At 64.1% G+C, this 14812-nt stretch carries 11 protein-coding genes; 6 read left to right on the plus strand and 5 right to left on the minus strand.

All coding sequences use genetic code 11. From position 1 onward, the window contains the following. Positions 1 to 71: 71 nt before the first annotated feature. Together ligD and G7026_RS11845 are read right to left on the minus strand one after the other, a co-directional pair. Positions 72 to 2654: a DNA ligase D gene (ligD, locus tag G7026_RS11840; RefSeq protein WP_181070998.1), complete on the minus strand. Its 2583-nt coding sequence runs from the start codon at positions 2652 to 2654 to the stop codon at positions 72 to 74. A gap of 68 nt (positions 2655 to 2722) precedes the next feature. After that, positions 2723 to 3037: a hypothetical protein gene (locus G7026_RS11845; protein ID WP_181071000.1), complete on the minus strand. Its 315-nt coding sequence runs from the start codon at positions 3035 to 3037 to the stop codon at positions 2723 to 2725. Between the two features lie 285 nt (positions 3038 to 3322). Here G7026_RS11845 and G7026_RS11850 point away from each other — a divergent pair, with 285 nt between their 5' ends. Then, a complete protein-coding gene (locus G7026_RS11850) occupies positions 3323 to 3583 on the plus strand; it encodes a DUF1652 domain-containing protein (RefSeq protein WP_181071002.1) in 261 nt (86 codons plus the stop codon). On the opposite strand, the gene G7026_RS11855 is transcribed toward G7026_RS11850, so the two are convergent. After that, positions 3574 to 3849, minus strand: coding sequence for a DUF2061 domain-containing protein (locus tag G7026_RS11855; protein WP_258190249.1), 276 nt, complete (start codon positions 3847 to 3849; stop codon positions 3574 to 3576). The genes G7026_RS11850 and G7026_RS11855 overlap by 10 nt on opposite strands. Before the next feature lie 87 nt (positions 3850 to 3936). Continuing rightward, positions 3937 to 4476, minus strand: a complete 540-nt coding sequence (locus G7026_RS11860) for a ferritin-like domain-containing protein (RefSeq protein WP_181071004.1) — start codon at positions 4474 to 4476, stop codon at positions 3937 to 3939. A gap of 213 nt (positions 4477 to 4689) precedes the next feature. On the opposite strand from G7026_RS11860, the gene G7026_RS11865 reads away from it, so the two are divergent. After that, positions 4690 to 5805, plus strand: a complete 1116-nt coding sequence (locus tag G7026_RS11865) for a mechanosensitive ion channel family protein (RefSeq protein WP_219858416.1) — start codon at positions 4690 to 4692, stop codon at positions 5803 to 5805. Positions 5806 to 5819: 14 nt separating this feature from the next. Here G7026_RS11865 and G7026_RS11870 read toward each other — a convergent pair whose 3' ends face one another. Beyond that, a complete protein-coding gene (locus tag G7026_RS11870; protein WP_181071006.1) occupies positions 5820 to 6311 on the minus strand; it encodes a CinA family protein in 492 nt (163 codons plus the stop codon). 302 nt (positions 6312 to 6613) lie between these two features. Here G7026_RS11870 and glgA point away from each other — a divergent pair, with 302 nt between their 5' ends. The 4 genes from glgA to G7026_RS11890 are packed head-to-tail and all read left to right on the plus strand — an operon-like array spanning position 6614 to position 14808. Beyond that, positions 6614 to 8164, plus strand: coding sequence for a glycogen synthase GlgA (glgA, locus tag G7026_RS11875; protein WP_181071008.1), 1551 nt, complete (start codon positions 6614 to 6616; stop codon positions 8162 to 8164). Between the two features lie 11 nt (positions 8165 to 8175). Then, a complete protein-coding gene (gene treZ / locus G7026_RS11880; RefSeq protein WP_181071010.1) occupies positions 8176 to 9951 on the plus strand; it encodes a malto-oligosyltrehalose trehalohydrolase in 1776 nt (591 codons plus the stop codon). After that, entirely contained in the window at positions 9944 to 12019 is a 2076-nt protein-coding gene (malQ, locus tag G7026_RS11885; RefSeq protein WP_181071012.1) for a 4-alpha-glucanotransferase, read from the plus strand. Before treZ ends, malQ begins: the two co-directional genes overlap by 8 nt. Next, positions 12019 to 14808, plus strand: coding sequence for a malto-oligosyltrehalose synthase (locus tag G7026_RS11890; protein ID WP_181071218.1), 2790 nt, complete (start codon positions 12019 to 12021; stop codon positions 14806 to 14808). The genes malQ and G7026_RS11890 overlap by 1 nt, the downstream gene beginning before the upstream one ends. Positions 14809 to 14812 lie beyond the last annotated feature (4 nt).

Below are 14812 nucleotides of genomic sequence, written 5' to 3' on the forward strand. Positions count from 1 at the left end.
TCGGGATGTGGGTGTGCGAGCATATCACCGGCACCAACCGCAGGCACGCCTGGCCGCTGCGCTTGACGTGCTCAGCGACGCATGCCGAGCCGGTCGCGCATGTCGTCGGTGATCACTTGGTCCACCTCGGCGAGCCCGGCCCAGGGATCATCCCCACCCAGCTCTTCCAGGCGCGGCAGCAGGGTTCGCAGCGTCCAGACGTCGGCACCCTTGATATCGGCAAGTTCGTCCCGGTGGATCGGCACCGAGACGGCCAGCCCTTCGCGTGCCCGCACCGAATACACCGACACGGTGCTCGCGCCACGGCTGTTGCGCAGGTAATCGATGAAGATCCGACCGACGCGATTCTTCGGTCCGCTGACCGCGGAGAAATGGTCCGGCAACAACTTCGCCATGTATTGGGCGATGCCCTGGCTGAAGGCTTTCACCTCCTCCCAGCTCTGCCCCGGTGTGACCGGTACGACGATGTGCATGCCCTTGCCGCCGCTGGTCTTGATGAAAGCCTGCAGGCCGATTTCGTCGAGCAGCGTCAGGGTCAACTGCGTGGCCTCGACCATGCGTTTCCAGGGCAGCGCGGGATCCGGATCGAGGTCGAGCACGAAACGATCGGGATGTTCCAGATCCGGTGCCACGGCATTCCAGGTATGCAGTTCGATGGTGCCCATCTGCGCCGCACCGATCAAAGCTTCGGGCGAATCGATGACCATCAGCGCCGTATGCCCGGGATAGAGCGCGGGGTCGAGCTGGGTGATGTGGGGAATGCTCAGCTTTTCCGAGTGCTTCTGGAAGAACAGCTCGCCGTCGATGCCTTCAGGTGCCCGGACAAGGGCCAGCGGCCGCTGCGCCAGTTGCGGCAGCAACCAGGGCGCCACCTGCGCGTAGTAGCGCGCAAGCTCCATCTTGGTCGTACCGCTGCTCTTGTCGATGATCCGCTCCGGATTGGAAATCCTGATCGGGGCCGTAGCTTTGGCCGGTGCGACCGCGGTTTTGCGGCTGCGGCTCTTCTCGACACCCTTCCCTCCGGGCGCGGGCGCTGCGCGTTCATGGGTGATGTTTTCGACAGGTTTGTCCGAACGCAGCCCGTGGAAAACCGAATGGCGGATGATGCCCTGACGTGTCATCTCGGCATAGGCGACCTCGCACATCAGCGAGGGCTCGAGCCAGTGCGCGCCACGTGCATCGGCGCCGGTGGGCGGATTGGCCACAGCGGGCTTCTTCACTTCCAGCGGCTTGAGCTTGGCGTGCAAGCTTTGCAGCGTCACCTGGTTGAAGCCGGTGCCGACCTTGCCTGCATAGCGCAAGGCGCCGCTGTCGTCGTGCAGGCCCAGCAGCAGCGCGCCGAAGCCACTGCGCGCCCCTTTCGGATCGGTGTAACCGACGATCACGAACTCCTGGCGGTTCTTGCACTTGATCTTCACCCAACTGTTGCTGCGGCGGGAGACGTAGGCGCTGCCGGCAAGCTTGCCGATCAACCCTTCGAGCTTCATCTGGCAGGCGCTTTCGAGGATGCTGTCGGGCTCCTCGGTAAAGTCTGCGGAGAAGCGCAGCAGGTCGCTTTCACTGCGTTCGAGCACGCTGGCCAGCGCCGCCCGGCGATCCACCAGCGACACTTCGCTCAGGTCCATGCCGTTAAGGTAGGGCATGTCGAACAGGTAGTAGACGATGCTCGCACTGCGGCCGACCTCGAAGGCGTTCTGCAGTGCCTGGAAATCGGGCGTGCCCTCCTCGTTGGGGACCACCACCTCGCCATCGAGCCAGGCCGACTCCAGCCCCAGACTCGCCAACGCTTCGGCCTGGCGGGTCATCTTGGCGGTCCAGTCGTGGCCGTTGCGGGTGAATAGCTGCACCTTGCCTGACTCGATGCGCGCCATGATCCGGTAGCCGTCGAATTTGATCTCGTAGCGCCAATCGCCGTCAGGCACGGATTCCACCAGCGTCGCCAGCTGCGGTTTGTAGCTGTCGGGCAGCGGTGCGGGCCGAGCGCCCTCGAGTTCGACGGCTGCTCCGTCCTTGCGCGGGCGGCGCCGGCCAGGGGTTTTCACCGAGGCGGTCGTCTCCTTGGCCTTGGCGGCGCCGCGCTTGCGGGGAATCAGGGTGCGGTCGCTCAGCACGCTGTTAGGCAGCTCGGCGACTATGTCGTAGTCGCTCTCGTCGCGGGCCGCCTCGTCGCGGGATTTGATCAGGAACCACTGTTCCTTGTTGCCGCTCATGCCGGTGCGTACCAGGTTCCAGCTGCCGGAAAGCTTCTCGCCCTCGAGGGAAAACTTCAGCTTGCCCTTTTCGTAACCCTGACGGGGATCGCCCTCCGGCGTCCACACGCCCCGGTCCCAGACGATGACGTCGCCCGCACCGTAGTGGCCTTCGGGAATGTTTCCCTCGAAGGTCGCGTAATCCAATGGGTGATCTTCGACATGCACGGCCAGGCGACGCACCTTGGGGTCGAGGCAAGGCCCCTTGGGGACCGCCCAGCTCTTGAGAGTGCCATCGAGCTCCAGGCGAAAGTCATAGTGCAGCCGCGTTGCGTCGTGCTTCTGGATGCAGTATTGCAGCGCGTGGGCGGCGGCACTGCCCTTTTTACGGGCCTTGGGCGCGCCACCGGACGGCTCGGGTGTGGCGGCGAAGTCACGCTTGCGATTGTATTCGTCCAGAGCCATGCAACCCTCCGACGACGGGCATGCGAACGGTAGATTGGATCAGGTTGCGCAGCCGCAGGTAGCGGCGATCAGCGGGCCGGCCCCTCGACCTTGCCCGGATCGGAGCTGCTGTCGGTGATGCCGCCATCACCCGAGTGGCGACCGCCCTGCTCCGGCTTGTTGGCTGCTTCGCCCGCGCCCTTCACTTCCCGCCCGTCTTCGATGACGGTGCGCCCTTGGCTATCGATGTGAGTTTCGACTTCTTCCTGCGGCGCCGGGTTGCCCTGGTTGCTTGGCATCGCGCCGCGCTCGGATTCCGGGGTACCGGCTGGCCACTGGGCAAAGGCCACTGCCGGTGCGGCCAACAGACAGCTCGCGAGCAGGCTGGCGGTCAGTTTTTTCATCGATATCTCCTTCAGGCTGCGACAGCGACGCAACCTCTTGTGGGTTCTATGGATTGGGCAATGGCGACATCGACGAGTTGCAGCAGGCCGGGTCGCGACAGCGGACGACGCAGCGATAGCCGATGAACGGTAGAAGGCCGATACGAGCCGAGCGACTGTCTATGTCAGCCCGTCGCACCGGGTCGGGTTTACATCCTTTTTCAGCGTGCTAGGGTTGAAAAACCACCGGGGCGCAAAGGGGTTTCAACTGCGTCCTCGTCCACCTCCACCAAAAAGGAGGATCCCATGGACCAACGCCTGTCTCTGGCTCAGATCGAGGCCATCCTGCATGACCACCTGCAGCCTTATCGGTGCGAGTGCCGAACGCAGCTCAATCGCACGTTGAGCATTCGGGTATATGGCGAACCCAGCGGCACCGACGAGCTGACTGTCCTCGGCGTGACGGATGAGCAATGCCGTGATGCCGCCAATCTGGTCCGCCTAGCCCAGGAATTGCGGATCGAGCTGTTCGCCACCCGTGGCGTGCTGGAAATCCGTCACGATTGACGCCCGTTATCCGCCGTCCGGGCCTTGTTGCCGAGATGACGAAGCAGCACGTCGTGGCCATAGCTCGTCGAACGCTCCGGCTTACGCTTGCCGAAACGTGACCAGGCACGCTCGTGCAGGTAGAAAACCACCGTGTTGCACAGCGGCTCGATCAGCGCGACGGTACCGCCGATGACGAAGCTGCCGGTCAGCGCGTAGACCACCAGAAACGCCGTAGCGAAATGGAGGATGGCGAAGGTCAAGGTCTTGAGCATCGGTCTTGGCATGTAAGGATCCCGGCCGTTGTTGCGTGAGAGGTACCGCATAAAAGAACCGGCATGCGTAACGCAGGCGTCGCGCATGCCGGCCACGCATCAGCGCTTGGCAACCGCATCCGGCGTCGATGCGCGGGTCAGATAGGCCTGGGTCAGCTGTGGCAGGTTGTCCAGAATCCATGTAGCCATGGCTTCTTCTTCCTTCAGGATCGACTCGCAGATCTGCTTGGTCTCGGTGTCTCCCACCGCTTCGGCAGCCGCAATGAGGATGGTGTAGGACGCGATCTCGAGGTTCTCGAAGACGTAGCCCATCTGGCCACCCTTGACGATTTCGTCCTCGACCATCATGCCGCCCATGGCCTGCCCCATCGCCATCATCTTGCCCCCCATGTCCTTCAGGGTGGAGGCCGAGTGGCCGTAGCGATCCAGGCATTGCTCGATGAGCCGAGACTGATTCCGGGTCTCCTCTATGTGTTGCTCGATGCGCGCTTTCATCTCGGGGTAGTGCTCGATGCGGGCGGCTTGCTTGGTGAGCATCGATTCGGCTTGGGCTTCCATCGCGTGGGCGTCGCGCAGCCATTCGATCATTCGCTCGACGCGTACATCGTTGGTGTCGATACCAGTCTGTGCACTTTGCATGATCCGTACTCCTCAGTTGGGGGTCTTGAAGCGGGTCCGCTGCGGTACCCATGCTGCGGCACCCATGTAGTTGGGAAAGGCTCTGATTGCGGGAGTTCCCGTTATTGAGCGCGGCTTGTCGGACAGTTTCGATCGCTGAACTTTGCCTGCCCGGTCCAGTCTCTGACTCTGGACCAACGGAGAAGGAGCTGTCTTATCGAACTCCCAGCCGCGCTGACGGACTGGCAAGACCAGATCGCCAACCCCAATTTCAGGACCCTCGTCGCGGCGATAATCGTCCTGTTGATCCTCAGCCTGTTGAGCCGCGTGCTCACCGCGGTGGTACTGCGCCTGGCACGTGGCTTTGTCGTCACCCGCGAGCTGTCCGAACACCTGCAGAAGCCCGTGCGTCTGCTGTTGCCCCTGCTGGGTTTGCAGGCGGTTTGGACGGCCGCTTCCGACGAGGTGTTATTCATTGGCGGCGCGCGCCACATCACCGGTCTTCTGATCATCGCCTGCATCACCTGGTTGGCGTTGCGGGCCCTGCGCGGGATCGAACAGGTGATCCTGCTGAACAACCCGGTCAACATCGCCGACAACCTGCGAGCTCGGCGCATCCAGACGCAGACCCGCGTATTGCTGCGGACCCTGAGTTTCCTGATCGTTCTGATCGGAATCTCCAGCATGCTGATGACCTTCCCAGCGGCCAGGCAGTTCGGTACCAGCCTACTGGCCTCTGCCGGTCTCGCCGGCCTCGCGGTGGGTTTTGCGGCCCGCCCGGTGCTGGCCAACCTGATCGCCGGCATGCAGATCGCCATCACCCAGCCGATTCGCCTGGACGACGTGGTCATCGTCGAAGGGGAATGGGGACGTATCGAGGAGATCACCGCCACCTACGTGATCGTCCGCATCTGGGACGACCGCCGCCTGGTGACGCCATTGCAATACTTCATCGAGCAGCCGTTCCAGAACTGGACCCGAAGCGGTTCCAGCCTCATCGGCTCGGTGTTCCTGTGGGTGGATTATTCCTTGCCACTGGAGCCGTTGCGCGAGGAGTTGCGACGGCTCTGCAAGGACGTTCCGGAGATCTGGGACGGCCGTGTCTGCGTATTGCAGGTGACCGATACCAGCGAGAAGTCCATTCAGCTGCGGGCGCTGGTGAGTTCACCCGACTCGTCACGCAACTGGGACCTGCGCTGCCATGTCCGCGAAAACCTGATCGGTTTCATTCAGCGCCAGTATCCCAACGCGCTACCGCAACTGCGGGCGGATCTGGCGGTGGGACAGAAGCACCAGATCGACCGCGATACGCCCGAGCATATCGAACCCGAGCGCCAGCCGCCGGTATAGCCGGCCGCTGCGCCTTAGCGCAGTTTTTCCAGCAGCAACTGATACTTGTCGGCTAACACTTCCAGCCCGTGGCGCGCGGCCTGCTTGCGCACCTCCACGCGGTCGCCCTCGAATTTCAGGGTCTCGCTGATCACGACCTGACGGTCATCCTTCATCAGCGCATAGGCAAAGCAGTGCGTGCCCGCCTCATCCTCGGCCGAGTCGTCGGCAACGCCGGTGTTGGCGATGGCAATGGTGGCGACACTGGAATTGAGCGCGCCGATGGCCATCTCGGTCGCCACTTCTTCACTGGTCAGGCCGAAGGTTTCGATGGTTTCGAAGCTGACGTGCAGCAACCGGTTCTTGGCTTTGGGCGAATAGACGACGAAGCCGCTATCGAGGACCTGGCCGCAGCCAGGCAGATCGCCCAGCAGCGAGGCCATCAGGCCGCATGTGGACGATTCGGCGGTGGTCAGCTGAAGGTCGTTTTCCTTGAGAAAGGAAATCACGTCAGCGAGGTCTTGCATGGTTCTTACTCCCCTCTGTGAGCGCGTCTTTTGAAAAGGCGCGGCGTCCTTTTCCGAGCCGTCGGTCAGAGGCAAAGTTCCGGCCCCGTCCTTTTCACCAAAAGGTGAGAACTTCTTCACGGCGCCCCGGTCTTGTTCAGGTGTAGGGCCAACGCTGTCCTACCCGCCTGCGCGGCGGTTCGAACAAGGAAATCCAAATCTTTGCTGTGCTCATGGTTGCGTCGGGTTTTAGGGCCTTAACGCGGGAATTTTGTGCTCGTAGTTGGCATCGGCATGGTGGCCGGTAGCTCGTGGAGAACGTGATGAGTAATGCAGCTGTGAATGCCCAGCCGATCACATCGAAAAAAAACGATATTTCGTTTCCTTCAGGCAACCGCCCGGTGCTGCAGATCAGCAGCACCCATGACGACAAGAAGAAGATCCTGTTCGTCACCTCCGAACTGACCGACCTGGTCAAGACCGGCGGGCTGGCGGACGTATCCGCCGCCCTTCCGCGAGCGCTGAGTCCGCTGCACGATGTGCGCGTGCTGATTCCCGGCTACCCGCAGGTGCTCGAGTGCGGCCACCCGATCCGACTGGTCGGTAGCCTGGGCGCCCAGGGTGACCTGCCGGCCTGCAATATCGGTCGCCTGGACCTGCCCGACGGACTGATCATCTATGTGCTGATCAGCCCAGAGCTCTACGAGCGCGACGGCACGCCCTATGGCGACGAGCACGGCAACGACTGGCCCGACAACCCGGTACGCTTCGCCCGGCTGGGCCTTGCCGCGGCGGAAATCGCCGCCGGCACCGCCTGCATACGTTGGGCGCCGGATCTGGTCCACGCCCACGACTGGCCTGCGGGCCTGGTGCCTGCGTACATGCGTTGGCGCGGGCTGAAAACGCCGAGCGTGTTCACCATCCACAACCTGGCCTACCAGGGACTGATGAGCATGAATCAGCGCCGCCGCCTGGGGATTCCCGTCGAGGCCTGCCACCACGAGCAGATGGAGTTCTACGGGCACCTTTCCCTGCTCAAGGCCGGCATCGCCTACGCCGATCACGTCACCACGGTCAGCGCCACTTATGCCGAAGAAATCACCACGCCTGAGTTCGGTTGCGGGATGGACGGCTATCTACGGGTCAAGGCCGAGCAAGGCCTGCTCAGCGGCATCCTCAATGGCATCGATGAAAGCTGGGACCCGGCAACCGATACCCATCTGATCCAGAACTTCAGCATGCACGACTGGGCCGGCAAGGCCGCGAATGCGCGCCACGTCCGGGAAATGTTCGGCCTGGCGCCATCCGAGGGTCCGCTGTTCAGCGTGGTGTCGCGGCTGGTTCATCAGAAAGGCATCGATCTCACACGTGGCGTCGCGCAGACCATCGTCGAAGCCGGCGGCCAGGTAGCCATCATCGGCCGTGGCGATGCCCGCATCGAAGACGATCTTCGTCAGCTCGCCGCGCGCTATCCGGGCCAGGTCGGCGTACACATCGGTTTCAACGAAACCGACGCGCGCTGCCTGTTCGCCGGCAGCGATTTCCTGCTCATGCCCTCGCGCTTCGAGCCCTGCGGCCTGAGCCAGATGTACGCCCAGCGCTTCGGCTCGCTGCCGGTCGCACGCCGCACCGGTGGCCTGGCCGACTCGATCGAGGACGGCGTAACCGGCTTCCTGTTCGATGAGGCAAATGTCGAGAGCTACCGCCACGCCGTCGAGCGTGCCCTGGCGGTCTTCGGCCGGCCGCAACTGCTAAACGCGATGCGTTGCCGCGCAATGAATTCGGGATTCTTCTGGCGACAGTCGATCGCGCCCTACGATCAACTCTACCGGCGACTTTTGGGAGACCAGCAGGCGACCGCAATCACCTTTTGAAGAGGTCATCAATGCCAACGCAATACGCCCAGAGAGGACATCACGGACCGGTTCTTCTTGACGACACCCATGCCCGATTCCGGCTCTGGGCTCCCGATGCCGAAAGCGTCAGCCTGGTTCTGATCGACGGCGACACCCTGCCCATGCAGGCAGGCGACGACGGCTGGTACAGCGTCGAGGCGCCCTGCCGCCCAGGGGCCCAATACAGCTTCCGCATCGACGACGAACTGAACGTGCCGGACCCCGCTTCCCGCTTCCAGGCCGGCGACGTGCATTCGTCCAGCGTGCTGACCGATCCGCACGCCTACCAGTGGCGCAACACCGAATGGAAAGGCCGGCCGTGGCACGAGACGGTGCTCTATGAGCTGCACGTCTCGGCTTATGGCGGTTATGCGGGAATCGAGGAGCGCCTGCCGGCGCTGGCCGAGCTTGGCGTCACGGCCATCGAACTGATGCCGATCGCCGAGTTTCCCGGCGACCGCAACTGGGGCTACGACGGCGTATTGCCCTACGCACCAGAGGCCTCGTATGGCAAGCCCGAAGAACTCAAGCGGCTGATCGACCGGGCGCACGAGCTGGGCCTGATGGTCTTTCTCGACGTGGTCTACAACCACTTCGGCCCGGACGGCAACTACCTCGGCCGCTACGCCAAGCATTTCTTCCGCCATGACCAGCAGACGCCCTGGGGCGATGCGATCGATTTTCGCCGCAGCGAGGTACGCAACTTCTTCATCGACAACGCGTTGATGTGGCTGATGGAGTATCGCTTCGACGGTCTGCGCTTCGATGCGGTGCATGCGATTCCGGACCGTAGCTTCCTCACCGAACTCGCCGAGCGTATCCGGGCCGAAACCGAGCCAGGCCGCCACGTTCACCTGGTGCTCGAGAACGAACACAACCGGTCGAGCCTGCTGGAGCAGAGCTTCAATGCCCAGTGGAACGACGACGGCCATAACGTGCTGCACGTGCTGCTGACCGACGAGAGCCAGGGTTACTACGCCGACTACCATCAGGACTCGACCGACAAACTGGTACGTTTTCTCGGCGAAGGCTTCATCTATCAGGGCCAGCAGAACCGCCGAGGCGAATCGCGCGGCGAGCCGAGCGGGCATCTTCCGCCGACGGCCTTCGTGCTGTTCCTGCAGAACCATGACCAGACCGGCAACCGTGCCTTCGGCGACCGTCTGATCACCCTCGCCGACCCCGATGCACTCAAGGCCGCCACCGCGTTGCTGTTGCTTTCCCCAATGGTGCCGTTGTTGTTCATGGGCGAGGAATGGGGCTCGCGTCAGCCGTTCCTGTTCTTCACCAGCCACCACGGCGAACTGGCCGATGCGGTGCGCGAAGGCCGTCGCGGCGAATTCGCCGAGTTCGCCGAATTCCAGGACGAAGCGACTCGCGCGCGAATTCCCGACCCGAACGAGCAGAAAACCTTCGATGCCTCCTGCCCGGATTTGACCAGCGTCCGCGAACCCGGCCATGCCGAATGGTATGCGCTGTACCGGGCGCTGCTGTCCGTTCGCCACCGAGAAATCATACCGCGTCTCGAAGGCGCTCGCTTCGCCGGTGCCAAAGCGCTGGGCAACGCCGCCGCGCTTGCCCACTGGCAGCTCGGTGACGGCTCCAGGCTGCGGATCGCGCTCAATCTGAGTGACCAGCCGGTCGCCATCGAGCCCGCCGGCGAATCCGCCAGGCTGCTCCACGCCAGCGCCAACGAAGCCCAGGCGGCCGGCGACACACTCGCGCCCCGCACTGCGTTCGTTCATCTGGAGGGTGCTCATGTCTGAGGGTCTCAAGCAGCTTGCCCAGGCGGCCGGGCTGTCGATCGAGTGGGTCGATGCAGACGGTAGCGATCAGAAAGTCTCCGATGAGGTATTGCGCAAGGTGCTCGCCGCGCTCGGCCTGGATGCCGACAGCGAAGACCAGATCGAGCGCAGCCTGAAAAAGCTCGAAGAAAGTGTTGGCCAGGCACAATTACCGCCATTGATGACCGTCGACCTCGGCGTGCCATTGGATCTGGGCGATTACTTCACGCCGGACACGTCCTATAGCCTGAGCCTGGAAGACCAGCCGCAGCCAGTGACCGGCACGCTGGATGCGCAGGCGCGCCTGGCTGGTATCGACACGCCCGGTTATCACCAGCTGGACCTCGGTGGGCAGCAGATTACCGTCGCGGTAGCGCCCAAGGCCTGCCCTTCGGTCGAGGATGTGGCCGGCCCGGGCGCCTGGGGCCTGACCGTACAGCTCTACGGGCTGCGCCGCCCCGGAGATGGCGGCCTGGGTGATACCGAAGCGCTGGAAGACTTCGCCCGCAACGCCGCGGCGCATGGTGCGTCCGCGATCGGCATCAGCCCGGTGCATGCGATGTTTCCGGGCTATCCGAACCAGTACAGCCCCTACTCGCCCTCCAGCCGCCTGTTCTTCAACATCCTCCACAGCGCGCCGGGCAGCATCCTCGGTGAACGGAGGTTGCGCCAGGCCATCGAGGCTTGCGGTCTTGCCGATGAATTGCAGCGGCTCGAGGCGCTCGAGCTGGTCGACTGGCCCGCGGTCACGGATACCCGGCTGCGTCTGTTACGTGCGCTGTTCGACGACTTCAGGACCGGCGACGACCCCCTGCAACAGGATTTCGAGAGCTTTCGCGCCGCCGGTGGCGAGGCGCTGGAAAACCACTGCCGCTTCGAAGCCCTGCATGCCGTGCTGCTCGACGACGAGGGCTTGCCCCAGGGTTGGGCCAACTGGCCCGAGGACTATCGCGACCCGACAAGCCCGGCGGTGCAACGCTTCGCCGAAGAAAACGCCGATGAGATCAGCTTCCACGCGTTCGCCCAGTGGCTCATGGCCCGTGGGCTGGAGCGCGCCCAGGTCGCGGCGAAAAGCGCGGGCATGGGCATCGGGCTGATCGCCGACCTCGCAGTGGGTGCGGACAGCGGCGGTAGCCAGGCCTGGAGCCGCCAGGCCGAACTGCTGGCATCCCTGTCGGTTGGCGCGCCGCCAGATATTCTCAATCGCAAGGGCCAGAGCTGGGGCATTTCCGCCTTTTCGCCCTGGGGACTCAAGCAGAACGGCTTCCGAGCCTTCATCGAGATGCTGCGGGCCAACCTCGCCCATGCCGGCGGCATGCGCATCGACCATGTAATGGGCTTGATGCGTCTTTGGGTCACGCCCGAAGGCGTGGGGCCGGACCAGGGCGCCTACCTGAACTACCCGTTCGACGACATGCTGCGCCTGCTGACGCTGGAAGCCTGGCGGCACAAGGCGGTGATCCTTGGCGAAGACCTCGGCACGGTGCCCGAGGGACTCAGTGAAAAACTCGCCGCGCGCGGGATTCTCGGCATGCGCGTGCTGCTCTTCGAGCGTGACGACCAGGCCCGCTTCGTCCCTCCGCGCGATTGGCCGGACGATGCGCTGGCCACCACCGCAACCCACGATATCCCGCCGATCGCGGGTTGGTGGCATGCAAAGGATATCGATTGGCGGATCCGCGTCGGCCAGGTCGACGAGTCCAAGCGCAAGGGGCAGATGGAAGAGCGCGAGCGCGAGCGTCACGGGCTGATTCGGGCGTTGCGCGAGGATGCCGGCAGCCATGAAAGCGGCGACATGCAAGAGCAGGACGTAGTCGACGGCGCCGCTTCGTTCCTCGGCCACACCCCAGCCCCGCTGGTGCTCCTACCCATCGAGGACGCTCTCGGTCTGGTAGACCAGCCCAACATGCCCGGAACCATAGACAGCCACCCCAACTGGCGCCGCCGCTATGCCGGCGACAGCGCCACGCTGCTCGACGCGCAGACGCCGGCCCGACGACTGGGTCGGTTGGCAGAGGCGCGACGGCAATCCATTCGGAGTCGGCAATGATGAAGGCCCTGAGCGCAACCCTGCGCCTGCAGTTTCACCGTGATTTCACCCTGGACGACGCGACGGCGCTGGTCGACTACTTCGACCAGTTGGGCATCAGCCATGTCTACGCATCGCCCCTGCTGACCGCCCGCCCCGGCTCGATGCACGGCTATGACGTGATCGACCCGACGCACATCAACCCGGAACTGGGCGGCGAACAAGCCTTGCACCGGTTGGTCGAGGCGCTGCGCGCCAAGGGCATGGGGCTGATTCTGGACATCGTGTCCAACCACATGGCGGTCGGCGGCAGTGGCAACCCCTGGTGGCTCGACGTGCTCGAATGGGGCCGTCGCAGCCCCTACGCCCAGTTCTTCGATATCCAGTGGAATTCGCCCGATCCGCTGCTCGAAGGCCAGCTGCTGATCCCCTTCCTCGGTGACGACTATGGCGAGGCCCTGCAGCAGGGCCTCATCCCGCTGCGCCTGGATGTGGACACCGGTTCGCTCTATGCCGAGCACTATGAGCACCGTTTTCCCATCACACCCTTGAGCTACGGCGAGATTCTGCGTGGTTGCGAGGCGCTCAAGCCCCTGGCGCAGCACTTCGATGCGCTCAAGACCGACCCCGCGCCCTACCAGACCGCACGCCAGTTGCGCGCGGACCTGGCCGAGCAACTCAAGGACCCGGCGATCCGCCAGTGCCTGGACGATGCCCTCACGCTCTACGACTCGACCACCGAACAGGGCTTCAAGCGGATGCACTCCTTGCTCGAACGGCAGAACTACCGCCTGGCGAGCTGGCGTACCGCGGCCGACGACATCAACTGGCGGCGCTTCTTCGATATCAACGAGCTGGGCGGCCTGCGGGTCGAACGTCCGGTGGTGTTCGAGGAGACCCACGCCAAGATCTTCGAACTGGTCGCCGACGGGCTGGTAGACGGTTTGCGCATCGATCATATCGACGGTCTGGCCAACCCGCGCGGCTATTGCCGCCGCCTGCGTCGCCGGGTCGATCGGTTGAACGCCGCGCGTCCGGCCGAGGCGGCCGAAGACCACGTGCCGATCTACGTCGAGAAGATTCTTGCCGATGGCGAAAAGCTTCAGGACGACTGGGGCGTGGACGGCACCACCGGCTACGAGTTCATGAACCAGGTCTCCCTGCTGCAGCACGATCCGGCCGGGCATGCGCCGTTGTGCGAGCTGTGGCGCGAGACCAGCGGCCGCACCGATGACTTCATGGAGGAAGTCCGCGAGGCTCGCGAATTGGTATTGACCGGTACGCTGGCAGGCGACTTCGAGACGGTGGCCCAGGCGCTGTTGCAGGTGGCCCGCAGCGACCTGATGACCCGCGACATCACCCTCGGCGCGATCCGTCGGGCGCTGCTCGAATTGATCATCCACTTCCCGGTCTATCGCACCTACATCACGGCGACCGGACGCCGCGAAGCGGACGAGCCGTTCTTCCAGCAGGCGCTGGAAGGGGCGCGGACCACCCTGCCCGAGGCCGATTGGCCATTGCTCGAACACCTGGAGCGCTGGCTCGGCGGTGAAGACCTGCGCTCGGTACCTCGGGGTGCCGCTCGCAAGGCGCGGCGCTATGCCTGCACCCGCTTCCAGCAGCTGACCTCGCCCGCCGCCGCCAAGGCCGTGGAAGACACTTCCTGCTATCGCTCGGCGGTGTTGCTGTCGCGCAACGACGTCGGTTTCGATCCTCAGCATTTCAGCGGGACCGTCGAAGCGTTTCACCAGGCGTGCCTGGCACGCCAGCAGCACTTCCCACGCAACCTGCTGACCACCGCCACCCACGACCACAAGCGCGGCGAAGACACCCGCACGCGCATCGCCGTGATCAGTGAACGTGCCTCCTGGTTCGCCGAGAAGGTCGGCCAGTGGCGTGACCAGGCCGCCGCCTGGCGCAAGGAGCTGGACGATGGCCTGGCGCCCTCGCCTGCCGATGAAATGATGCTGTTCCAGACGCTGCTCGGCAGCTGGGAGCCGGCGCTGCATCCGGACGATGCCGAAGGCATGGAGGTGTATTGCAAGCGCATCCTGCAATGGCAGGAAAAGGCCGTGCGCGAAGCCAAGCTGCGCAGCACCTGGGGCGCGCCCAACGAGGCCTACGAGTCGGCCTGCCGGGAGTACACCCAGGCCCTGCTGGTCGACGAGTCCGGTGCCGCGCTGCGCCGGGACATCGCTGCCGCGGCGGCCGAGCTGGCACCGACTGGCACGCTCAACAGCCTGACGCAGACCCTGTTGCGCATGACCACGCCCGGCGTTCCCGACCTCTATCAGGGGGCGGACTACTGGGACTTCAGCCTGGTCGATCCGGACAACCGCCGACCGGTGGACTTCGATGCCCGCCGAGCCAGCTTCACGCTCGACGCCGACCCTGCCGAACTGCTCGCCCACTGGCGCGACGCCCGCATCAAACAGTGGCTGATCGCACGCACGCTCAAGGCCCGCAAGGCCGATCCCGATCTGTTCACCAAAGGCAACTATCTGCCGCTGAAGGTCAGCGGTGCCCAGGCCGATCGGCTGGTCGCATTCGCCCGCGAATGGGAGGGGCGCTGGGTGGTGGTACTGGCGGCGCGGCTGGCATTCCCACTACTGGAAGGTGCCGATCAGCCACGCATCGAGCCCGATCGCTGGGGCGACACCTGCGTCGAGTTGCCCGAAGCGCTGGACGGCGTGTCATTACGGAGACTTTTTGCTCAAACAGCAGTCACACCCACACGGGTGAGCCTGGGTGTAGCGCAGGCTCTGGATAGCCTGCCCGTGGCCATTTTACAAACAACAGCCTCAATCTAAGGAG

The sequence above is a fragment of the Stutzerimonas azotifigens genome (genome assembly GCF_013522725.1).
In the GTDB taxonomy this organism is placed as follows: domain Bacteria; phylum Pseudomonadota; class Gammaproteobacteria; order Pseudomonadales; family Pseudomonadaceae; genus Stutzerimonas; species Stutzerimonas azotifigens_A.

Coding starts and splice junctions, on each gene's coding strand:
- ligD (WP_181070998.1), bottom strand. CDS start 2,654: ATGGCTCTGGACGAATACAATCGCAAGCGTGACTTCGCCGCCACACCC.
- G7026_RS11845 (WP_181071000.1), bottom strand. CDS start 3,037: ATGAAAAAACTGACCGCCAGCCTGCTCGCGAGCTGTCTGTTGGCCGCA.
- G7026_RS11850 (WP_181071002.1), top strand. CDS start 3,323: ATGGACCAACGCCTGTCTCTGGCTCAGATCGAGGCCATCCTGCATGAC.
- G7026_RS11855 (WP_258190249.1), bottom strand. CDS start 3,849: ATGCCAAGACCGATGCTCAAGACCTTGACCTTCGCCATCCTCCATTTC.
- G7026_RS11860 (WP_181071004.1), bottom strand. CDS start 4,476: ATGCAAAGTGCACAGACTGGTATCGACACCAACGATGTACGCGTCGAG.
- G7026_RS11870 (WP_181071006.1), bottom strand. CDS start 6,311: ATGCAAGACCTCGCTGACGTGATTTCCTTTCTCAAGGAAAACGACCTT.
- glgA (WP_181071008.1), top strand. CDS start 6,614: ATGAGTAATGCAGCTGTGAATGCCCAGCCGATCACATCGAAAAAAAAC.
- treZ (WP_181071010.1), top strand. CDS start 8,176: ATGCCAACGCAATACGCCCAGAGAGGACATCACGGACCGGTTCTTCTT.
- malQ (WP_181071012.1), top strand. CDS start 9,944: ATGTCTGAGGGTCTCAAGCAGCTTGCCCAGGCGGCCGGGCTGTCGATC.
- G7026_RS11890 (WP_181071218.1), top strand. CDS start 12,019: ATGAAGGCCCTGAGCGCAACCCTGCGCCTGCAGTTTCACCGTGATTTC.